At 72.0% G+C, this 20954-nt stretch carries 16 protein-coding genes and 5 pseudogenes; 12 read left to right on the top strand and 9 right to left on the bottom strand.

What is annotated here, in order from left to right:
- Window positions 1–203 precede the first annotated feature (203 nt).
- Together glpK and ACZ8AI_RS11540 are read right to left on the bottom strand one after the other, a co-directional pair.
- Window positions 204–1715: a glycerol kinase GlpK gene (glpK, locus tag ACZ8AI_RS11545; RefSeq protein ID WP_464858341.1), complete on the bottom strand. Its 1512-nt coding sequence runs from the start codon at window positions 1713–1715 to the stop codon at window positions 204–206.
- A gap of 46 nt (window positions 1716–1761) precedes the next feature.
- Window positions 1762–2484 (bottom strand): MIP/aquaporin family protein, encoded by a 723-nt coding sequence (locus ACZ8AI_RS11540; protein ID WP_464858340.1) that lies wholly within the window; start codon window positions 2482–2484, stop codon window positions 1762–1764.
- Between the two features lie 314 nt (window positions 2485–2798).
- On the opposite strand from ACZ8AI_RS11540, the pseudogene dhaK reads away from it, so the two are divergent.
- The 4 genes and pseudogenes from dhaK to ACZ8AI_RS11520 all read left to right on the top strand — a co-directional run bounded on the left by dhaK (window position 2799) and on the right by ACZ8AI_RS11520 (window position 5533).
- A pseudogene (gene dhaK / locus ACZ8AI_RS11535) lies at window positions 2799–3799 on the top strand (dihydroxyacetone kinase subunit DhaK).
- A 53-nt stretch (window positions 3800–3852) separates the two neighbouring features.
- Window positions 3853–4498: pseudogene (gene dhaL / locus ACZ8AI_RS11530) on the top strand (dihydroxyacetone kinase subunit DhaL).
- Window positions 4495–5223 (top strand): dihydroxyacetone kinase phosphoryl donor subunit DhaM, encoded by a 729-nt coding sequence (gene dhaM, locus ACZ8AI_RS11525; RefSeq protein WP_464858338.1) that lies wholly within the window; start codon window positions 4495–4497, stop codon window positions 5221–5223. Before dhaL ends, dhaM begins: the two are co-directional and overlap by 4 nt.
- Window positions 5224–5236: 13 nt before the next feature.
- Window positions 5237–5533 carry a hypothetical protein gene (locus ACZ8AI_RS11520; RefSeq protein WP_464858337.1) on the top strand — a complete coding sequence of 99 codons (297 nt, stop codon included), beginning with the start codon at window positions 5237–5239 and terminating at the stop codon, window positions 5531–5533.
- A 15-nt stretch (window positions 5534–5548) separates the two neighbouring features.
- On the opposite strand, the gene ACZ8AI_RS11515 is transcribed toward ACZ8AI_RS11520, so the two are convergent.
- The gene (locus ACZ8AI_RS11515; protein ID WP_464858336.1) at window positions 5549–6145 is read right to left on the bottom strand and encodes a TetR/AcrR family transcriptional regulator; all 597 of its coding nucleotides are present in this window, start codon (window positions 6143–6145) and stop codon (window positions 5549–5551) included.
- A 56-nt stretch (window positions 6146–6201) separates the two neighbouring features.
- Between ACZ8AI_RS11515 and ACZ8AI_RS11510 the strand changes: the two are divergent.
- Window positions 6202–7419: pseudogene (locus ACZ8AI_RS11510) on the top strand (beta-ketoacyl-[acyl-carrier-protein] synthase family protein).
- Here ACZ8AI_RS11510 and ACZ8AI_RS11505 read toward each other — a convergent pair.
- Window positions 7406–8251 carry a helix-turn-helix domain-containing protein gene (locus ACZ8AI_RS11505; RefSeq protein ID WP_464858335.1) on the bottom strand — a complete coding sequence of 282 codons (846 nt, stop codon included), beginning with the start codon at window positions 8249–8251 and terminating at the stop codon, window positions 7406–7408. The pseudogene ACZ8AI_RS11510 and the gene ACZ8AI_RS11505 overlap by 14 nt on opposite strands.
- Window positions 8252–8352: 101 nt before the next feature.
- Here ACZ8AI_RS11505 and ACZ8AI_RS11500 point away from each other — a divergent pair, with 101 nt between their 5' ends.
- Window positions 8353–9033, top strand: a complete 681-nt coding sequence (locus ACZ8AI_RS11500; protein ID WP_464858334.1) for an SDR family NAD(P)-dependent oxidoreductase — start codon at window positions 8353–8355, stop codon at window positions 9031–9033.
- A gap of 67 nt (window positions 9034–9100) precedes the next feature.
- Here the strand turns inward: ACZ8AI_RS11500 and ACZ8AI_RS11495 are convergent, their stop codons facing one another.
- From ACZ8AI_RS11495 to ACZ8AI_RS11480, 4 genes are all read right to left on the bottom strand, one after another.
- Window positions 9101–10057, bottom strand: a complete 957-nt coding sequence (locus tag ACZ8AI_RS11495) for a carbohydrate ABC transporter permease (protein ID WP_464858333.1) — start codon at window positions 10055–10057, stop codon at window positions 9101–9103.
- Entirely contained in the window at window positions 10054–11094 is a 1041-nt protein-coding gene (locus ACZ8AI_RS11490; protein WP_464858332.1) for a carbohydrate ABC transporter permease, read from the bottom strand. The genes ACZ8AI_RS11495 and ACZ8AI_RS11490 overlap by 4 nt, the downstream gene beginning before the upstream one ends.
- Entirely contained in the window at window positions 11033–12454 is a 1422-nt protein-coding gene (locus ACZ8AI_RS11485) for an ABC transporter substrate-binding protein (protein WP_464858331.1), read from the bottom strand. The genes ACZ8AI_RS11490 and ACZ8AI_RS11485 overlap by 62 nt, the downstream gene beginning before the upstream one ends.
- A 163-nt stretch (window positions 12455–12617) precedes the next feature.
- Window positions 12618–13055 carry a GNAT family N-acetyltransferase gene (locus tag ACZ8AI_RS11480; RefSeq protein WP_464858515.1) on the bottom strand — a complete coding sequence of 146 codons (438 nt, stop codon included), beginning with the start codon at window positions 13053–13055 and terminating at the stop codon, window positions 12618–12620.
- Between the two features lie 289 nt (window positions 13056–13344).
- Here ACZ8AI_RS11480 and ACZ8AI_RS11475 point away from each other — a divergent pair, with 289 nt between their 5' ends.
- The 4 genes and pseudogenes from ACZ8AI_RS11475 (at window position 13345) to ACZ8AI_RS11460 (ending at window position 16479) form a co-directional block, all read left to right on the top strand.
- Entirely contained in the window at window positions 13345–14376 is a 1032-nt protein-coding gene (locus ACZ8AI_RS11475; RefSeq protein WP_464858330.1) for an alcohol dehydrogenase catalytic domain-containing protein, read from the top strand.
- Between the two features lie 89 nt (window positions 14377–14465).
- Window positions 14466–15893, top strand: a pseudogene (locus tag ACZ8AI_RS11470) (collagen-binding domain-containing protein); the annotation flags it as partial.
- Between the two features lie 52 nt (window positions 15894–15945).
- Window positions 15946–16155 (top strand): annotated as a pseudogene (locus tag ACZ8AI_RS11465) (hypothetical protein); the annotation flags it as partial.
- A gap of 24 nt (window positions 16156–16179) precedes the next feature.
- Window positions 16180–16479 (top strand): hypothetical protein, encoded by a 300-nt coding sequence (locus ACZ8AI_RS11460; protein WP_464858329.1) that lies wholly within the window; start codon window positions 16180–16182, stop codon window positions 16477–16479.
- Between the two features lie 21 nt (window positions 16480–16500).
- Here the strand turns inward: ACZ8AI_RS11460 and ACZ8AI_RS11455 are convergent, their stop codons facing one another.
- Entirely contained in the window at window positions 16501–16911 is a 411-nt protein-coding gene (locus tag ACZ8AI_RS11455) for an arsenate reductase ArsC (protein ID WP_464858328.1), read from the bottom strand.
- A gap of 321 nt (window positions 16912–17232) precedes the next feature.
- Here ACZ8AI_RS11455 and ACZ8AI_RS11450 point away from each other — a divergent pair, with 321 nt between their 5' ends.
- Together ACZ8AI_RS11450 and ACZ8AI_RS11445 are read left to right on the top strand one after the other, a co-directional pair.
- A complete protein-coding gene (locus tag ACZ8AI_RS11450; RefSeq protein ID WP_464858327.1) occupies window positions 17233–18762 on the top strand; it encodes a hypothetical protein in 1530 nt (509 codons plus the stop codon).
- On the top strand, window positions 18705–20855 hold the full coding sequence (locus ACZ8AI_RS11445) for an SdrD B-like domain-containing protein (RefSeq protein ID WP_464858326.1): 2151 nt from the start codon (window positions 18705–18707) through the stop codon (window positions 20853–20855). Before ACZ8AI_RS11450 ends, ACZ8AI_RS11445 begins: the two co-directional genes overlap by 58 nt.
- Window positions 20856–20954 lie beyond the last annotated feature (99 nt).

Raw genomic sequence — 20954 nt, 5'->3', positions numbered from 1 at the left:
CTCACCGCTCGCAAGACGCAACGACGGCGGCTGCTCGCAGCGGCACAGCGCTGCGAGAAACCGCCCACGTTGCGTTTTGCGGAACGGGACGGGACGGGACGGAACGGGACGGGACGGGACGGAACGCAGCGCAACTGACTGGAGGCGCGGTGCCGGTTCCAGGAACCGGCACCGCGCCTCCAGGCGGTCACGTCAGGACTGCACTACTGGACGTCCTCGTCGACCCAGTCGAAGGTCTTCGTGACGGCCTTCTTCCAGAGGCGGATCTGGCGGTCGCGCTCGGCTTCGTCGAGCTGCGGCTCCCAGCGCTGGTCCTCCTGCCAGTTGGCACGGAGCTCGTCGAGGTTGGCCCAGAAGCCCACCGCGAGACCGGCCGCGTAGGCCGCGCCGAGCGCCGTCGTCTCGGCGACGACCGGACGCACCACCGGCACGTTGAGGATGTCCGCCTGGAACTGCATGAGCTCGTTGTTGGCGGTCATGCCGCCGTCGACCTTGAGCTCGGTCAGGTCCACGCCCGAGTCGGCGTTGACGGCGTCGAGGACCTCGCGGGTCTGCAGCGCCGTCGCCTCGAGGGCGGCACGGGCGATGTGACCCTTGTTGACGTAGCGGGTGAGGCCGACGATGGCACCGCGTGCGTCCGGACGCCAGTACGGCGCGAACAGCCCCGAGAACGCCGGCACGAAGTACACGCCGCCGTTGTCCTCGACGGTCTTGGCGAGGGCCTCGACCTCCGGGGCGCTGCCGATGAGACCGAGGTTGTCGCGGAGCCACTGGATGAGCGAGCCCGTGACGGCGATCGAGCCCTCGAGGGCGTAGTGCGTCTCCTGGTCGCCGAGCTTGTAGCCGACGGTGGTGAGCAGGCCGTTCTCGGAGCGGACGATCTCGGTCCCGGTGTTGAAGATGAGGAAGTTGCCGGTGCCGTAGGTGTTCTTCGACTCGCCCTGGTCGAACGCCGCCTGGCCGAAGGTCGCGGCCTGCTGGTCGCCGAGGATGCCGGCGATCGGGACCTCGCGGAGCAGGTTCGACGACTCGACGTGGCCGTAGACCTCGGAGGAGCTGACGATCTCGGGGAGCATCGACTTCGGCACACCGAAGTCGGCGAGGATGTCGTCGCGCCACTGGAGCGTCTCGAGGTCCATGAACAGCGTGCGGGACGCGTTCGTGACGTCGGTCTTGTGGACGCCGCCGTCGACGCCACCGGTCAGGTTCCAGAGGACCCAGGTGTCGGTGGTGCCGAACAGCAGGTCGCCGGCCTCGGCCTTCTCACGCGCACCCTCGACGTTCTCGAGGATCCACATGATCTTGGTGCCGGCGAAGTAGGTCGCGAGCGGCAGACCGACGATCGCCTTGTAGCGGTCGGTGTCGCCGTCGGCGAGCTTGTCGACGATGGCCTGCGTGCGGGTGTCCTGCCAGACGATGGCGTTGTACACCGGCTTGCCGGTCGTCTTGTCCCAGACCACCGCGGTCTCGCGCTGGTTCGTGATGCCGACCGCCGCGACGTCGTGGCGGGTGATGTCGGCGCGGGACAGTGCCTGGCCGATGACCTCACGGGTGTTGTCCCAGATCTCGGACGGGTCGTGCTCGACCCAGCCGGCCCGCGGGAAGATCTGCTCGTGTTCCTTCTGGCCCACGGAGATGATCGAGCCGGAGTGGTCGAAGACGATCGCTCGCGTGCTGGTCGTTCCCTGGTCGATGGCGACGATGTAGTCGGCCATTGGTGCTCCTTACGGGTTCGTTCGGTGAGTGTTCAGCGAGAAGTGCTCAGGCGAGCGGCAGCAGCGCGTACGACAGGCCAGCGGCGAGGGCACCACCGACGAGGGGGCCGACGACCGGCACCCAGGCGTAGGACCAGTCGCTCGTGCCCTTGCCCTTGATCGGCAGGAAGGCGTGCGCGATGCGCGGACCGAGGTCACGTGCCGGGTTGATGGCGTAGCCGGTCGGGCCACCGAGGCTGACGCCGATCGCGATCACGAGGAAGGCGACGGGGATGGCGCCCAGCTCGGCGAGGGTCTTGCCGTTGGTGAACGCGATCACGACGAAGACCAGCACGAAGGTGCCGATGATCTCGGTGACGAGGTTCCAGCCGTAGGTGCGGATCGCCGGGCCGGTCGAGAAGACGCCGAGCTTGGCGGCCGCGTCGGGCTCCTCGTCGAAGTGCTGCTTGTAGGCGAGCCAGACGATGACCGCACCGATGATCGCGCCGATCAACTGGGCCAGCCAGTAGAGGAACATCTCGCCGACGGTGATGTTGCCGAGGATGGCCTGCGCGAGGCTGACCGCCGGGTTGAGCTGGCCACCGGACTTGTACGACACGGTGACGCCGGCGAAGACCGCGAAGCCCCAACCGATCGTGACCATGAGGAAGCCCGCGCCGAAGCCCTTGGACTTCGTCAGGGAGACAGCGGCGACGACGCCGCCACCGAGGATGATGAGCATCGCCGTACCGACGAGCTCAGACAGGAAATTGACGCCGATGCCGTCCATCGGTGACCTCCAGTGCGTGAGGGTGGGGGTCCGGTGGTGCTGCGCCGGCACTCCCCGTTGAGTGATTGACGCCGAGCATAGTGACGCTGCTTCCCGCGCGGCGATGCGTTGTTGAGGGAAGTGCGGAAAAGTGCACGAACGTGCAAGCGGGCTGTGCGCCGGAGGGTGCGCGGGGTCCCCACTGCGGAGCACCCCCTGCACGAACGTGCACCGGACCCGAACGGGCGTCCGCGGCTGCGATGTAGATTGAGGCAACTCCGGTCGACGACGGCGGCGTGCTGCCCCGCGATCGCCCCTCACCCGTGGAGGTCAGCATGAAGAAGCTCATCAACGATCCGCAGGCCGTCGTCCTCGAGACCGTGCGCGGGTTCGCCCGTGCGCACGCCGGGCACGTCGTCCTGGTGGAGGACCCGATCCACCTGCACCGCGCCGATGCGCCGGTGTCCGGCAAGGTCGGCATCGTCAGCGGCGGTGGCAGCGGCCACGAGCCCCTGCACGCCGGGTTCGTCGGCCACGGGATGCTCGACGCCGCGGTGCCCGGTCCGGTGTTCACGAGCCCGACGCCGGACCCGATCGTCGCTGCCACGAAGGCCGTCGACGGGGAGCGGGCGTGCTCCACATCGTCAAGAACTACACCGGTGACGTGCTCAACTTCGAGACCGCCGCCGAGCTCGCCGGCATGGAGGACATCCGGGTCGAGTCCATCGTGGTCGACGACGACGTCGCCGTGCAGGACTCGCTCTACACCGCCGGCCGTCGCGGGGTCGCCGGGACCGTCGTCGTCGAGAAGTGCGCGGGCGCCGCCGCGGAGCGCGGGGACGACCTCGACGCCGTCGCCGCCGTCGCCCGGCACGTCAACGACGTCACGCGGTCGATGGGGCTGGCGCTCAGCTCGGGCACGGTGCCGCACGCCGGCGAGCCGTCCTTCACGCTGGCGGAGGACGAGGTCGAACTCGGCATCGGCATCCACGGCGAGCCCGGTCGCGAGCGCATCGCGATGGCCCCGGCCGACGAACTCGTCGACCGCGTGCTCGAACCGATCCTCACCGACCTGGACGCGCCAGCGGGCTCGAGACTCCTGCTGCTCGTGAACGGCATGGGCGGCACCCCGCTGTCGGAGCTCTACATCGTCTACCGCCGCGCCGCCGAGGTCCTCTCCGACCGCGGGTACGACGTCGCGCGTAGCCTGGTCGGCGACTACGTGACGTCCCTCGAGATGCAGGGGTTCTCGCTCACCGTGACGGTGCTCGACGACGAACTCACCACCCTCTGGGACGCACCGGTGGAGACCCCTGCCCTGCGCTGGGGACGCTGACCCACCGCACCACGACCCCGAGCCCGCCGGGCCGGAACACGAAGGGAACCGCATTGGCGCTCGACACCGCATGGGCCACCGACTGGGTCCGACGCACCGCCGCGACCATCGACGAGCACCGGGCCGAGCTCGTCACGCTCGACCGCGAGATCGGCGACGGCGACCACGGTGGAGAACCTCGACCGGGGGTTCCGCGCCGTGCTCGAGGCCGTCGACTCCGGTGCGTTCGACACGCCGGGCGCCGTGCTCAAGGTCGTCGCGACGAAGCTCATCTCGACGGTGGGCGGCGCCGCCGGCCCGCTCTTCGGGACCGCGTACCTCAAGGCCGCCCAGGCGGCCGGCGACGCGACCGAGCTCGACGCGGACGGCCTCGTCGCCGTGCTGACCGCCGCGCGCGACGGCATCGTGTCCCGCGGCAAGGCGGCCGTCGGCGACAAGACGATGGTCGACGCGTGGTCGCCCGCCGTCGACGCCGCCGCAGCCGCGGCAGCCGCCGGCGAGGGCCCCGAGCAGGTGCTCGCCGCCGCGGCCGACGCGGCCGTCACCGGTGCCGAGTCGACCGACGCACTCGTCGCCCACAAGGGCCGTGCGAGCTACCTCGGGGAGCGTGCCGTCGGGCACCGCGACCCCGGAGCGCAGTCGACCGTCTACATCCTCCGCGCGGCGGTGGACGCGACGACGGCCGGGAGCGCCGCGTGACCGTCGGCATCCTGATCGTCTCGCACAGCGCGGCGATCGCGACCGGCACCGTCGAACTCGCCCGGCAGATGGCAGCGGACGTCCCGCTCGTCGCCGCCGGCGGGACCGACGACGGCGGCATCGGCACCTCGTTCGAGGCGATCACCGCCGGCATCGAGGAGCTCGCCGCCGCGGACGCCGTGGTCGTGCTGTGCGACCTCGGGTCGGCCTACCTCACCACCGACACGGCGCTCGACTTCCTCGACGACGACCTCCGCGCACGCGTGCACGTCTCGCAGGCCCCGCTGGTCGAAGGCGCGGTGGCCGCGGCGGTCGCCGCGCAGACGGGCGGTGACGCCGACGCCGTCCTGGCCGCTGCCGCGTCCGCCGCAGCCTCCGAGGCGGACGCGAGCATCGCCTCCAGTCCGTCCGGTGACCAGCCTGGAGGCGCGGCGCCGGCCGCCGAGACCGGTACCGGTACCGGCGACGACGTGGCCGCGTCCGAGCGCGTCGAACTCGTCAACGAGAGCGGGCTGCACGCCCGGCCCGCGGCGGAGTTCGTGAAGACCGCAGCGAAGTACGAGGCGTCGGTGCGGGTGAACGGCGTGGACGCGAAGAGCCTGCTCGCGATCATGGCGTTGGCCCTGCCGAAGGGCGCGACGGTCACGATCGAGGGTTCGGGTCCCGACGCGCAGGACGCGGTCGAGGCGCTCGTCGCGCTCGTGCGGTCCGGCTTCGGCGAGTGACCTGGCGCGGCTGATGGCGCAGCCGATCGACTCGTCGGGCGAGGTCGTGGTGGGAGCGATGGCGATCACCGTCACCGTCCCGCCCGCGTTGCGGTGGCGGGACGAGCGCCGTGGCGAGGAGTTCGAACTCGAGACCATCACCGTCCGGATGCTGCCCGACCGGACACTCGCGGCGAAGGCGTACGGCCGGCCCGTCGCCGGTGGACGTGGGGCGTACGTCTCGTTCCCGGTGCCGGACCGGCCGGACCTCGCGGAGTTGATCCGGCGCGGTGCTGACCGGGCAGGGGAGCTCTGGGCGGCGCACCGCTGATCCCGGGCGCCCCGCTCAGGTGATGGAGACGGTGCCGGCGAGGTCGAGGTCGGACGGACCGCCGGTCACCCCGGCGTCCGCCAGCAGGGTCGCGCCGAAGACCGCGCTCCAGAAGGTGCGGGCGTCACGACCGACCCCGCTGCCGCTCGCCCAGCCGTGCTCGGCGACCACCCGGTCGAGGTAGCGCTCGGACTGCCGGAACACCACCGCGAGGAGCAGCCGCACCCGCTCGCGCTGCCCGTCGTCGTCGCCGGTCGCCGCGAGTGCCCGGACGACGAGGAGCGTCGACGGCATCGCCAGCGCCGTGCGTGCGAGCGTCTGCCGGAAGGTCTCGGCCGACCGGGCGCGTCGCCCGACCGCCTGCAACCGCGTGGTGTCGCGGAGGAAGAGCGCGAACGACGCGTCGAGCACGAGTCGGTCCTTCGAGCCGAAGTGGTGCGTGATCTGGTTCGGGTACACCCCGGCCGCGCGGGCGATCTCGCTGACCGTGACGGTCCGACGGGGACCGCCGTCTCCGGCGGTCGCGGTGAGCAGTCCGGCGGTCGCTGCGAGGATCTTCGCCCGGGTCGCCGCGCCGCGTGCCGTGCCGGGCGCGTCCGTCGTGGTTGCCATGCCGGAATTGTACGTGGTACAACTCAACTTGTTCAACGTACAAGAAGGAGTCTTCCGTGGACATCTCCATCACCGGCTACGGCGCGGTCTCCCCGTTCGGCCACGGCGTCGACGTCCTGTGGGACGCACTCGTCGCCGGGCGCTCGGGCGTGCACGTCCTCGAACGCCCGGGCGCGCTGTGGGCGCAGGTCCCGATCATGGTGGGGGCGGACGCCGCGCTGGACGCGGACGGTGCCCTCGGTCGGGTCCGTGCCGCCCGGCTCGACCGGAGCCAGCAGCTCGCGCTCGTCGCCGCGGAGGAGGCCTGGGCGGACGCCGGGGCCCCGGCGGTCGAGGGCGACCGACTGGCGGTGGTCGTGGGCACCGGCATCGGGAGTGGAGACCCTGCTGGACGCCCACGACGTGCTCGGTGCATCCGGCGCCCGGCGGGTGTCACCCCGCACGGTGCCGATGCTCATGGCCAACGGCGCGGCAGCGCAGATCAGCATCGCGTTCGGCGCACGAGCCGGGGCGTACACCACGGTGTCGGCGTGCGCGTCCGGCGCTGAGGCGATCGCGATGGCCGCTCGACTCATCGTCACCGGCGAGGCCGACGTGGTGATCGCCGGCGGGACCGAAGCCGCCGTCACGCCGGTCACCATGGCGTCCTTCGCGCAGTCCCAGGCGCTCGCGAAGCCGGGCGACGACGACCCGACGACGCTCTCGCGGCCGTTCGACGTCTCCCGCCGGGGTTCGTCCTCGGCGAGGGAGCGGGGTTCGTCGTGCTCGAACGCGCCGCGCACGCAGCAGCTCGTGCCCAGCGGTCGCACGGCACGCTCGCCGGGTGGGGGATCACCTCGGACGCCCACCACATCACCGCGCCGCTCGCCGACGGCAGCGAGCAGGAACGAGCGATGACGGCAGCGATCCGGATGGCCGGGCTCACCGGTGCGGACGTCGACCACGTCAACGCGCACGCGACGAGCACGCCGGTCGGGGACGTCGGCGAGGCTGCTGCCATCGCCCGTGCGGTCGGCACCGGAGCGCTCGTCACCGCTCCGAAGAGCGCGATCGGCCACATGTTCGGTGCAGCCGGCGCGGTCGAGGCGATCCTGTCCGTCCGGGCGATCGAGACCGGGGTCGTGCCGGCGACGCTCAACCTGGAGCACCTGGATCCGGCGGTCGACCTCGACGTGGTGTCCGGTTCGGCACGGACGGCTCCGATCCGGTCAGCGCTCAACAACTCGTTCGGGTTCGGCGGTCAGAACGCGTCGCTGGTGTTCACCGCGGCGTGACGGTCGGCGCGAGCTCCTGCAGCCCGGTCACCCGGAGGAGGTCGAGCTTGGCGGCGTCCTCGGTGCCGGGCACCGCGGTGTAGACGACGATCCGCAGGTCGCCGCCGGGCACGCTCAGCACGTCGCAGTCGATCTCGATCGGGCCGACGGGCGTGGCGACCGTCTTGCGGCTCGCGCGGTGCTCGGCGATCCGGCCGGTCTCCCAGCGCCGCTCGAACTCCGGCGACTCCCGACGGAGCCGCGCCACGAGCTCGGCGAGGCCGCGATCGGCGGGGTAACGGCCGATCGCGGCGCGGAGGTCGGCGGCGAGGTCGCTCGAGAACTCCTCCTGGTGGGTGTCGTCCCACGCGACGCCGTCGTGCCCGTGCATGAAGTGCCGCCAGACGAGGTTCCGCTCGATGCCTGCGTACTGCTCCGGGTCCCCGTTGAGCGCCGCCCAGAGGTCGTTCCACAGGACGATGTCGTGCGTCGCCGTGAAGACCGCGAGCGGCACGTCGCCGAGGCGGTCGACGATCCGCTGGACCCCCGGGGTGACGTGCCGGGGGACCACCTGACGGGACGGCGCGGCGGCCCCGGCGACACGGAAGAGGTGGTCGCGCTCCTCGACGGAGAGACGGAGTGCCGTCGCAAGCGCGCCGAGCATCTGCGGCGACGGGTTCGTGGCACGCCCCTGCTCGAGCCGGACGACGTAGTCGACGCTCACCCCGGCGAGGGCGGCGAGCTCCTCGCGGCGGAGCCCGGACGTCCGGCGACCGGCACCCGCGGGGAGCCCCACCTCCTCCGGACGCACCCGGTCACGCCAGGACCGCAGCACACTCGCGAACTCGCTCATGCCCACCATCATCGCCCCACGCACGACGTCCTCCCTGGTACTGCCGGTCCCACCGTCGTGCGGTGCCTGGGGAGCGCGGCGCTCGGGCGCAGGCTGGACGCATGACAACGACACTCATCACCGGAGCCAACCGCAGCCTGGGACTCGAGACCGTCCGGCGCCTGGTCGAGGCGGGGCACACCGTCTGGGCCGGCATGCGCGACACCAGCCGCGGCGACGAGGCCCGTGCCCTCGGCGCCCACGTCGTCCGGCTCGACGTGACCGACCAGGACAGCATCGACCGCGCGGTCGCGACCATCCCGTCGCTCGACGTGCTCGTGAACAACGCCGGGGTGCTCGGCACCTCGTTCGGCGTGGACGACCTCGACGCCGACGCCATCGCCTCCGTGCTGGACACGAACGTCACCGGCGTGGTCCGGGTCACCCAGGCGGCGCTGCCGAAGCTGCGCGGGTCGGCGAACCCGGTCATCGTGAACGTGGCGTCCGGCGTCGGCTTCGCCAGGTGGCTCACGACGCCCGGCCGCGACGAGTTCCCGGTGCCGTCGATCCCGTACGCGGCGTCGAAGGCCGCGCTCATCGCGCTGACCGTGCAGTACGCGAAGAACCTGCCCGGGTTCCGCGTGAACGCGAGCGACCCCGGGTACACCGCGACCGAGTTCAACGGGTTCGGCGGGCACCAGACCGTGACCGAGGGCACCGACGCGACGGTGGCGCTGGCCACGATCGGGACGGACGGGCCGACGGGCGAGTTCCACGACCGCGAGGGCCGCGTCGAGTACTGAGCACCGCCTGCGGCGCTGCGCCGCGGGTCGGAACCCGGGGCACGGCGCCGCGAGTCGGTGCCGTGCCTCAGCCCTTCGTGCCCGTCGTGGCGATCCCCTCGACGAACTGCCGCTGCCCGATGAAGAACAGGATGATCATCGGCACCGTCGTGATCACCGACGCGGTCACGATGAGCTCCCAGTGGAACTCGCCGCCGAACCCGAACTGGTCGACCATCGCCTTCAGCCCGCGCGGCACCGTGAAGGTCGACGAGTCGCGCAGGTAGATGAGCGGCTTCATCAGGTCGGTCCAGCTCGCCTGCGCCTCGAACAGCGCGGTCACGACGAGCGCCGGCTTGCAGAGCGGCAGGGCGACCGACCAGAACACCCGGAAGTTCCCGGCTCCGTCCACCGTCGCCGCGTCGAACGTGTCCCGTGGCAGCCCCAGGAAGAACTGGCGGAGCAGGAACACGTAGAACGCGGACCCGAACAGGTTGCCGGCCCACAGCGGCGTCAGCGTCCCCGACTGCCCGAGGGTGTTCCAGATCATGAACGTCGGGATCATCGTGACCGCGCCGGGCAGCATCATCGTCGCGAGGACCAACCCGAACAGCAGGTTGCGCCCGCGGAACCGGAAGTACGCGAAGCCCCAGGCGACCATCGCCGAGGTGAACGTCACGGCCACGGTGGCGAGCAGGGTGACGACGAGCGTGTTCACGATCCACAGCGCCATCGGTGCCGTCTGCCAGATCGTCACGTAGTTGTCGAACGTGAACGTGCGGGGGATCAGGGCGTTGTCGAACACCCGGCTGCGCGGCTTGAACGACGCGCTCACCAGCCAGAGGAACGGGTACAGGAACACGACGGCGCAGACGACCAGCGCAGCGACGGTCAGCCCGCGGCGCCAGCCGCGGCCGGAGCCGCGGTCGGGGCGGACCGCGCCGACCGCACCGGCCCGCACCGAGCGGGGTGGGACCGGCCCGGCGCCGACGCCGACCGTCGTGTCGGGGGAGGCCCCGCCTCCAGGCAGGGTCCCGGCGCTCATGCGTCACCGCCTTCGTAGTGGACGAGCCGTCGCGAGACGCGGATCTGGACGATCGTGACCGCGAGGATGATGACGAACAGCACCCAGGCCATCGCGGAGGCGAAGCCCATGTGCAGGTACTCGAAGCCCTGCTGGAACAGGTAGATGACGTAGAACAGGGCCGCGTCGTTGCCGTACGCGGAGCTCGACGCCCCGAAGAACGCGGTGTACGACTCGGTGAACGTCTGGAACGACGCGATCGTGGTGACCACCGTCACGAAGAAGACGGTCGGACTGATCAGGGGGAGCGTCACCCGGAGCGTCCGCTGCCAGGGGCCCGCGCCGTCGAGGGTCGCCGCCTCGAGCAGGTCGGTCGGGACGGCGCGGAGGGCGGCGAGGAAGATCACCACGCTCGCGCCCACGGTCCAGAGGCTCATGATGACGAGGCCGGGCTTCACCCACGCGGGATCGGTGGTCCACGCCGGTCCGTCGATGCCGACCAACGCCAGCGCACGGTTCACCAGGCCGTCCTGCCCGTTGAACACCAGGAGGAACAGGGCGCCGACCGCCACCGCCGGGGTCATCTTCGGCAGGAAGAAGACCGTCCGGAAGAAGCCGGACGACCGACCGGCTCGGGCCAGCAACAGTGCGAGCGCGAGGGACACCAGGACGTGCGCCGGCACCTCGAGCACCGTGTAGAGCACCGTGTTGCCGAGCGAGAGGGCGACCTTCGGGTCATGGAAGAGCTCGACGTAGTTGTCCCAGCCGACCCAGCGGGCCGCGTGCAGGACGTCGTAGTCGGTCATCGACAGCCACGCGCTCTGCAGGATCGGCCAGAGGGTGAACACGAGGAAGCCGATGATCCAGGGGCTGATGAAGAGCAGGGCGCTGGTGGCCTCGCGGCGGCGCCGTCGGCGGACGCCGGGGCGGCCGGCGGCGCGGGAGTGGGCCGCTCCGCTCCGGGCGGCATGGCCGCCGCGGGGCGCTGGATCGTGGTCATCGTCGTCCTTCCTCGGCCCAGGCGTCGTCGAGCGCCCGCTGGGCCACCTGCTGCGCACGGGCCATCGCCCGCTCCGGGGTGTCCTGCCCGTTGAGCACGCTGTTCACCCCGTCCTGCCACGCCTTCGCGAACTCGGCCGCCGCGGGGTTCGCCGGGGCCGAGACCGCTCGGTCGTTCGCCGTGTAGATCGCCCGGACGGCCTGGACCCACTGGTCGTCGGACGACCGGCCCTGCGACGACGCCTGGTCGAGTGCGAGCCGCTCGATGCGGGCGTCCGCCGTGCGGTTCGCGGTCAGCAGGCCGGTGAACTGCTTGTGTGTCTTGGCGCCCTCCCGGATCCGCGACTTCGCGGCGTCGAGCCACGCGTCGACGCTCGTCATCGTCACCGCGTACCGGCAGGCGAGTTGCGGGTCGCGGGCGTTGACCGGGACCGCCCAGGCGCTGCCGCCGGCGAACGCGATCGGCTGCCCCTTCCGGTCGCGGAACGCGTCGAACTGCAGGCGCACGTCGGGGCTGACGTCCTCGAGCACGTTGACGTACCAGTTGTCCATCGGCTCGGCGCCGAGCTTCCCCGCAGCGAACGGGTTGTCCTCGCCGAACAGGTCGGCCGCGTCCCGCACCGCCTTCACCCGGTCGAAGCCGCCCTCGGGCTCGGTCAGCGAGACCGCGTGCGCGAGGGCCTCGACCACGGCCGGGTCGTCGAGCTGCGCCGTCCGGCCGTCCTCCGAGATCGGCCGGGTGCCGTTCGCCAGGGTCCAGAGCCAGAAGAAGTCCGGCAGCTTCGCGTCGACCCCCATCACGTCGAGGCGCTTGCCGGTCGTCCGGGTCATCGCCTCGTTCGCCGCCGTCATCGCCGACCAGTCCGAGCCGTTCACGTCCGCCATCGACAGCCCCGACCGGTCGAGCAGGTCCGTCGACGCCATCGCGATCTGCAGCTGGTTGAACTCGGGGACGCCGTAGACGTGCCCACCGTGCGAGACCTGGGCCACCGCGGAGTCGCGGAACTGCGCCGTGTCGGTGTCCGAACCGGCGAGGCACCGGTCGAGGGGGAGGAGTGCACCCTGCGTCGCGAGGGATCCGATGTCGTCGCGCGAGGCGTAGACGAGGTCCGGTGGGTCGCCGGCCGCGACCGCGGACAGGAACGTCTGGGTGTCGAGCGCGCCCTCCGCCATCGAGACGCGGACGTCCCCGCCGAGGGCGGCCCGGGCGTCGCGGTCGCGGACCGTCGCGACGTCGTCACCGAGGCCGAAGCCCATCACGTCGAGCGTGCCGGTGAGGTGGGCGTCGAGCGAGTAGTCCACGTCGCGGTCGTCGCGCGGCTGGATGCCGGAGGCGCAGCCCCCGAGGACGAGGGCGATCACCGCCGCGGTGCCGAGGGCTGTGGTGGTGGTCGTCGTCTGCTTCCGGCGCACGGACACCGTTCCTCCATCCCCGCACCCGCCGTTGGGCGCGACCCCTGCTCCTCCTTCTACCGGGGTTCGGCGGCCGGGGGACCGGCGCGGGCGCGTCGCCCGCGCTCCGTGGACAAGCGCGGCCCCGGGGGCCGGCCTGCACCTCAGCTGCGCTCTGTCGACCAGCGGGTCAGTCGTGCACGTCGGCACCGAAGCCGGGGCCGGGCCGCATCATCCACCCGTCGGCGTCCGGCAGCGGCCGGAACCCGAAGCGCTCGTAGAGGCCGTGCGCATCGGCCGTGAAGAGCGCGAACCGCTTCAGCCCGAGCGGCTCGATCGCCGCCGTCACGCCCTGCACCAGCGCGACGCCGACACCCCGCCCGCGGGCGTCCGGGTCGACGAAGACGTCGGCGAGCCAGCCGAAGGTCACACCGTCCGTGATGACGCGGGCGTACCCGAGCTGCTGCCCGGTGGCGTCGTCGTACACGCCGAAGTTCCGCGACCCCGCGATGATCGCCTCCTGCGTGGCGCGGTCGCGTCCGCGGGCCCAGTAGGACTCCTCGCTCAGCCAGCGGTGCACACGGGCGACGTCGAGGTCGGCGGGGTCGTCGGAGAAGCGCAGTCCCATCCGCCCAGTGAACCGGGGGTCCGGGTTCGGGGGCAACGGCCGATCCCGCCACGGTGGACCCCGGCAGCGTCGCCGGTGTTGTCACCGGCAGGGTCGCCGGTGTGGTCTCCGGCAGGGTCGCCGGTGTGGTCTCCGGTGTCGTCGCCGGTGTCGTCGCCGGCCTGGAGGCGCGGGGGTCGTCCGCCCCGTCGCCTCCGTCCGACGGGCGGTCGGGTGGCGACGGGCGGGTGGCGGCTCGGCGGTGCGCCGCACGCCCCTGACGTGGTCCAGCCTCTGTCAGGATGGCGGGATGCGCGCAGTGCAGTACGACCGGTTCGGTGCCGTCCCCGCCATCGTCGACCTCCCCGACCCCGTCGCCCCGGAGGACGGGGTCGTCGTGCGCGTCGCCGCCACCGGTGTGTGCCGGAGCGACTGGCACGCCTGGAAGGGGCACGACGACTCCGTCCGTCTACCGCACGTGCCGGGTCACGAGTTCGCCGGGGTCGTCTCCTCGACCGGGTCGGCGGTGACGCGATTCTCGGTCGGCGACCGCGTGACCGCGCCGTTCGTCTTCGCGTGCGGCACCTGCGCGGAGTGCCGGGCCGGCGCCACCCAGGTGTGCACCCGCCAGCAGCAGCCGGGCTTCACCCTGCCCGGCTCGTACGCCGAGTCCGTGGTGGTGCCGCACGCCGACGTGAACCTCGTCGGGCTGCCCGACGGCGTCGGCTTCGCCGAGGCCGCGGGGCTCGGCTGCCGCTTCGGCACGGCGTACCACGCGCTGCACGCCCGCGGACGGGTGGCCGAGGGGGAGTGGGTCGCGGTCTTCGGGTGCGGCGGCGTCGGCCTGTCGACCGTCATCGTGGCCGTCGCGGCCGGCGCCCGGGTCATCGCGACCGACGTCGCACCGTCCGCCCTGGCACGGGCCGAGGCGCTCGGAGCCGTCGTGGTCCCGATGGACGCCGACGTCGTCGCCACCGTGCGGGCTCGTACCGACGGAGGCGCGCACGTCTCGGTCGACGCGTTCGGCAGCCGGGCCACCTCGGTCGCGGCCGTCGCCTCGCTGCGGCCGCGGGGCCGGCACGTGCAGGTCGGGTTGCTGCTCGACGACGAGGCGACGCCCGCGATCCCGATGGGCCGCGTGATCGCGGAGGAGCTCGAGCTGCTCGGCAGCCACGGGATCGCCGTGGGGGAGTACGCCGCGATGCTCGACGACGTCGTCGCCGGACGGCTGCGGCCGGCTGAGTCGGTGGGACGCACGATCGGCTTCGAGGACCTGCCGGCGGCGCTCGTCGCGATGGACGGGCCCGCCACCTCCGCGGGCATGACCGTCGCGGTCGTCTGAGCGTCGCAGTCGTCTGAACGTCGCGCTCGGCAGCGGGATCACCCGGACCGGGCGGTGTCACCGGTCCGCCGATCGATCAGCGTGGCTGGATGGCACACGCGAACCAGGGCCGGCAGGCCGACCGACGTCCGATCGGCGGCCGGAGTCGCGCGCTGACCGCCGTCCTCGTCGCAGGAGCTCTGGTCGTCACGTCCGGTCTCGCCCTCGTCGGCCCGGTCGAACCGGCTCGAGCCGCGGTCGAGGCCGTGAACCCGGTGACCCTCGACCGGCGCGCGAACTCCGGCTTCCTCGTCATCGCCGACGGGGACGTCACCGTGGGGCCCGGTGTGGACGAGTCCGAGGGCACCATGGCCGCAGCCGGGACCGTCCGGTTCCGGCAGCCGTACAACGTGGGCGCCGGTGCGACGCCGCCGCCGACGTTCCGCTCACCCGGCGACGAACGCGACACGTACCTGTACGCCGGTGGCGGCGTGGACTGGGCCGGGAGCACGTCGGTGCTGAACATCGCGAACGGTGGGTACACGAAGCTCGGGGGCAGCCCGACCGCGTGGACGGTGCTGCAGGAGAACCCGAACTCGTACCAGGTCGTCCCGGCGGGCGTGACGGACCCGACGGCGACCCCGCGGATCGGCAGCGACACCGTGCCGCAGACGGCGGCGTCCGTCGCCGACCTCCGGGGCGCCCCGGACATCGCCGGGGCCTTCGCCGCCTACCGTCCGCTGTCGCGAGCGATCGCCGCGTGTCCGGCCACCGAAGCCCTGTACAGCGCGCCGACCGCGACGTCCCCGACGGTGCCACGACCGGTCACGTCTCCCACACCGCAGGTGTACGTCGACCTCGTCCCGGGCCGGACGAACTTCCTCAGGTTCACGCCGTCCGAGCTCGCGAACATCTCGCAGATCGGGTTGCTCGACGGTCAGGCGCTCTCCGCCTCGACGCCGCTCGTCATCACGGTGACGGGGACCACCTTCAGCGGGACGCTCCCACGACAGGGGTGGCCGGAGGCCGCCTCGCCGTACGTGCTCTGGAACTTCCCGGAGGCCACCGCGGTGGCGGTCGTCGGGAACACCGCCGAGCTGAACGGCAGTCTGTACGCGCCGAACGCCGCCGTCACCTGGGCGCAGACGCAGAACCTGTCCGGCAACGTCGTCGCCGCGTCGTTCACCCACGGGTCCGACCAGGGGCCGGGAGCGCCTCGGGAGATCCACGACTACGCCTTCGCCGCGCAGGTGGCCTGCGCCGATGCGGCGGCGTCCACCCTGACGCTCCGGAAGGCGGTGGAGGGATCCGACGAGCCACCGTCCTCGTGGACCCTCACGGCCACGTCGTCCGACGGCGACACGACCGTGACCGGACGGTCCGGCGCCGTCGAGGCCGTCAGCGTCGCACCGGGGGAGTACCGGTTGTCGGAGTCGGGGCCGCCGCGCTTCCGCAGCGAGGGCTGGGCGTGCACAGACGGCGAGGCGGTGGTGCCGGTGTCGGACGCCGGCGTGGTGACCGTCCCCGAGGACGCCGACGTCGTCTGCGTCGTCACGAACGTCGCGGAGGGGGGTCACCGCCACCGGAACACTGACGCTCCGGAAGGACGTCGTCGGCGCTCCGGCAGGCACGGCTCCGCCGACGGACTGGGTCCTCACCGCGACCGGAGCGACGGAGACCGTCACCGGTCGGAGTGGCGACGAGGCGGTCACGGCACGCGCGGTGCCGGCTGGCACGTACACGCTCCGCGAGGACGGACCGACGGAGGGCTTCCGCTCCGACGGGTGGGACTGCGGCGCTGCAGCGGTGTCGGACGGCGACGCCGTGACGGTCGCCGCAGGTGACGACACCACGTGCGTCGTCACGAACACGTGGCTCGTCGACCCGAACCCGACGCCGTCACCTGTGCCGACGAACACCCCGACTGCGTCGGCGGCTCCCGCGGGCGGCGGTGCCGGGCCGATGGGCTGGGCGTGGGACGACCAGACGGGCTCCGGCGGACTCGCGTTCACCGGCCCCGCGCACCTGCTCGCCGGGGTGGTGCTCGGAGCGGTCGCGCTGCTGACCGGCATCGCTCTCGCAACGTGGCAGGCGGTCCGCCGACGCCGTCCCGGACGTGGGTGAACTGCGCCGGTCCATCGGCCGTCACACGGGGGAGTCGAGCAACTGCGAAAGGAGTGCCTCGACGCGCTGCTTGACCTCGTCGCGGATCGGTCGGACGTCCTCGATGTCCTTGCCGGCCGGGTCGGTCAGCTCCCAGTCCTCGTAGCGCTTGCCGGGGAAGACCGGGCAGGCGTCGCCACAGCCCATCGTGACGACGGCGTCGGCGATCCGGACGGCGTCCGTCGTGAGGACCTTCGGCTGCGTGCCCGCGATGTCGATGCCGTCCTCGGCCATGGCGCGGACCGCCACCGGGTTGATCGCGTCCTTCGGCTCGGAGCCCGCCGAGAGCACCTCGACACGGTCGCCGCCGAGTGCCCGTGCGTACCCGGCTGCCATCTGGGAGCGTCCGGCGTTGTGGACGCAGACGAACAGGATCGTGGGCTTGGTGGTCATGGCGTCGAGCATCCCACGGGGATCCGTTCCGGGGACCTGAGTTGACATAATATGCATTATCGGCGCTCGTGTGCGGACGGTGGTGAGACCGGTCGGGCGTTTCTCGTCGGCTCCGGTGCAGCAATCCGAGCAGGCCGACACCCACTGCGCTGGCACACGGACGCCACCCCTGCTGGAGTGCAGCACTCCGGGTCCTGACCCGGAGCAAATCCTCGCGGCTGCAAGGCATTGTAGATGTGGTATGCCAGTTCTATGCTCGGACTCCATCGGGCGCTCAAGCCCGACATCCCGCACCCTGCACGTCGCGAGAACTGGAGACCCATGCGAATCCGCAGCACCGCGCACGCCACAGCCTCGACGTTGATCACCCTCGGCATCGTCGTCGGAGTCGTGATCCCGGCCGCCCCCGCGCTGGCGAGCGAGCCGGACGAACCCACCGAGACGGCGTCGGAGCTGACGTCGGGCTCCGGAGGGACCTCGATCGCATCCGGGTCGGCACCGGACGCAGAGCCCGCGCCGGAACCGTCACGGGCGGCCGTCACGGCGGGCAGGCCGACACCGCCGCCGAGTCCCGCGCCTCCCCCTCGAACCGGCACAGCGGCGACGTCCAGCACGATCGGCCTCCACATCGAGGTCGCGGAGGACGGCAACGGTCCGTTCACGCCGACCGACGATGCCGGCGGTGACACCAGCGCTGCGAACGGCGTCGTGCGGACGATGGACGCGATCACCTACCGCGTGTCCCTGAACTCGAACGACGCGACGAGCACGAACGAACGCTTCATCGCGACCGCCCCCGAGGGGACGACCTGGGCCGGCGTCCCCGGTGTCTGCACGGGTGCAGGGTCGGCGATCAGCGGTGCCGAGCTGCGGTGCACCATCGGCACGCTCGACGAGGGGACCACCGTCTTCGTCCCGATCGTCCTCGACGTCTCGGGCGACCTGCGGAACGGAGACTCGCTCGCCGTGCACGTCACCGCCACGGCGGACAACGCGGGGAACGGCCCCGTCGAGGCGACGTCCCCGGCCACCACCGTCTCGGCGGCTGCCCGCTACAACCTCAGCAACGCCGTCCACGCGTCGACCCTCCGGACCGGGGTCACCGGACCGGACGGCACGACCAACGGGCTGCAGCTGGTGTACCCGATCGCCGTCGACTGGCAGCCGGTCGTCGCGGGCCAGGGCCTCCTCGGGTTCGAGCGGAGTGCCGGCCCGATGACCTTCACCGACGACCTCACGCAGATCCTCGGCACGGTGCCGTCCAACGCGGTCCTCTGGAACGCCGGCAACCCCGTCTGCGGCCCGAACCTGCTCGGCGACTCGCAGATGGGCGGGCTCCCCGGCGGCGTTGGCGGTGGCGAGCACGCGGTCACCGACTCCGGGCGGTTCACGTGCGACCAGTCAGGCCCCGGCCGGGACATCGACGTCACGATCGACGGCACCGTCACCGACCCGACACACATCCCGTCGAAGAGCATCACGAACGGCCCGATCGCCGGCGGCGCCAAGTTCACCTTCGTCAGCGGCTTCATCAGCCTGTGGATGCCGAACCCGTCGGCGGGCAGCTCGGCCCGATCGATCAACACCTACACGGCTCTCCAGACCACCTCCGCCAGCGGAACGACGAACTTCCCCGGCGGCACGGAGCCGCTCGCAGACAACGTCGCGACGCGCACGATCGTCGGTGCCGCCGCCGGATCGGCGCAGAAGAACCTCTACCGTGTGGACGACGACGGACGGACGGTCGAGCAGGGGTCCGCTCGCGGCGGAGACCCTGGACGACTCCCGGTTCGGTGCTCCGCAGCGATGTCGGTGCCGAGAACCCGGGGCTGTCCCCCTTCCACGGCGTGATCATCTGCGACACGTTCGACCGCGACACGCAACGCCTCACGCGCGCCGGTGACGGCGAGGTCGCCGCAGACACCAGCAACCTGTCCGCCGCGAAGGTGCAGTACGCGGCCTACGACATGCCGTCGCCCGCTGCGGGCCAGCGGGCGACGTGCGACGACCAGGACGGCCCCTGGTACGACCAGCCCGAGGACGTCCCGGGCGGCATCGCGGCCGTCGGAGCGGTCCGTGCGACCGGGGACATCGCAGGAGGCGACACCGCTGCGTTGTACAGCTACGTCACCGTCGAGGACGCGGCCGACGGCACGCGTGCGTACGACTTCGGCCACGTCTGGTTCGGCGACCGGGCCGAGCACTGGCTGCACGACATCTGGTCGGACCCCGACCTCGGAGCCGGTCCCCTGTCGGACAGCGTCCTCATCACCGAGAACCTCGCCCGGATCCAGAAGAAGATCGTCGACCCCGGCCACGACGCGGGTGACACCCCCGACGACACCAGCTTCGCGGTCGCCGGCAACACCGTCGACTACGCCCTGTACCCCTCGCTCACGAACGGACACACCACGGGGATCGAGACGACCGTGACCGTGCGGGACGTGCTCCCCCGCCACATGGCCTACGCCGCCGGGAGCGCCTCGCTGCCGCCGCACATCGACACGACGAAGGACGCCGACGGCAACGGCCTCCAACGCCTCACGTGGACGCTGGTCGTGCGCCCGAACGAAGCCATCGACCCGATCACCTACACGACGGCGATCTCGAACCTCGCGCCGGCGGGCCCGATCACCAACGTCACGGAGATCGCCTCCCCGACGGACCGGTCGGCCGCCGAGTTCCGTGACGCCGCCCGAGCGCTGCAGATCGTCACGACCGGCGGCGTCGGTGTCCAGAAGGCCGCCGTCGATCCGGTGGTCGTCACCGGGGACGTGCTCGAGTGGACGCTGGGGTACACGAACACCGATGCCAGCACGATCGACGGACTCGACGTGATCGACGTGCTCCCCCACCGCGGCGACGGGCGGAACTCCGCCTTCCACGGATCGATCGGACTGGCGGAGCCGATCGCAGTCGACGTGGACTCCGGCGAGAGCGTGCGCTACACCAGTCGCAGGGCATCGCACGTCGCCCTCGATGGCGCTGACCAGTCCAACACGCCGGGTGGCGCGACCCCGTGGTGCACCGAGGCCGAGTTCGGCGCCGCCGGATGTCCGACCGGACTCGCGACCGTGACAGCGTTCCGCATCCTGCGGACCGCTTCGGTCGGCGTCGGCGAGACGGTCGAGCACGAGGTGGCGGTCGTGACCAGCGGGCAGCAGGACGGCGACCGGTACACCAACCGCTTCGGGCTGCGGGCGTCGAACCTCGCCCTCCCCGTCCAGTCGAACCCCGCAACGATCACCGTGGTGGCGGGAGCCGTCGGCGACCGCGTGTGGTCCGACGAGAACCGTGACGGCGTCCAGGACCGTGGAGAGCCGGGCATCGCCACGGTGCCGGTCCGGCTGACCGGCGAGGACGACCGGGGGCACGAGGTGGTGGCCGCGACCGCGACGGACGACGACGGGGAGTACCACTTCGACGGGCTCCGGCCTGGCACCTACCGCGTGCACTGGACCGCACCCGAGGGCCGCGAGTTCGCCGAGGAACTCGTCGGCGGCGACCACGGTAACGACTCCGACGCGGACGAGGACGGCTCGACCGGCACCATCACGATCGCGGCACTCCGGTCTGACGAAGGACGCCTTGCAGGGGTCGAGCGCAACGACACGGTCGACGCAGGCATCATGCCCGTAGCGGTGACCCCGATCGTCCCGCCCGTCGATCCCGTCGATCCCGTCGACCCCGTCGAGCCGGTCAGCCCGGTCAGCCCCGAGGACCAGGGTCAGGTGATCGACCCGACGCACCCCGGTACGTCAGTCACGTCGGGGAGCGGAACCACGGCGGACCGACCGGGAACGAATGAGCGGACGTCCGCCGACAGGCTTGCGTTCACCGGCGCCGAGAGCGTCGGCGTGCTCGTTGCCGCTGCTGCACTCCTGCTCGTCAGCGGCGGGTTCCTGCTGGTCCGTCGTCGGCCTCGGAGGACCGACCGCCGGTGACGTGACCCGACGGAGGCGGCGGTGATGCCGAGGTTATGAACGCCTCGGCGTCATCGCCCGCCCGACCACGACTGCTCAGGTGCCTCGGCTGGCGGGCCG

The organism is Curtobacterium sp. AC273, from assembly GCF_979253735.1.
Note: the sequence above shows the minus strand (reverse complement) of the source record. Positions and strands in the feature narration are given on the sequence as shown.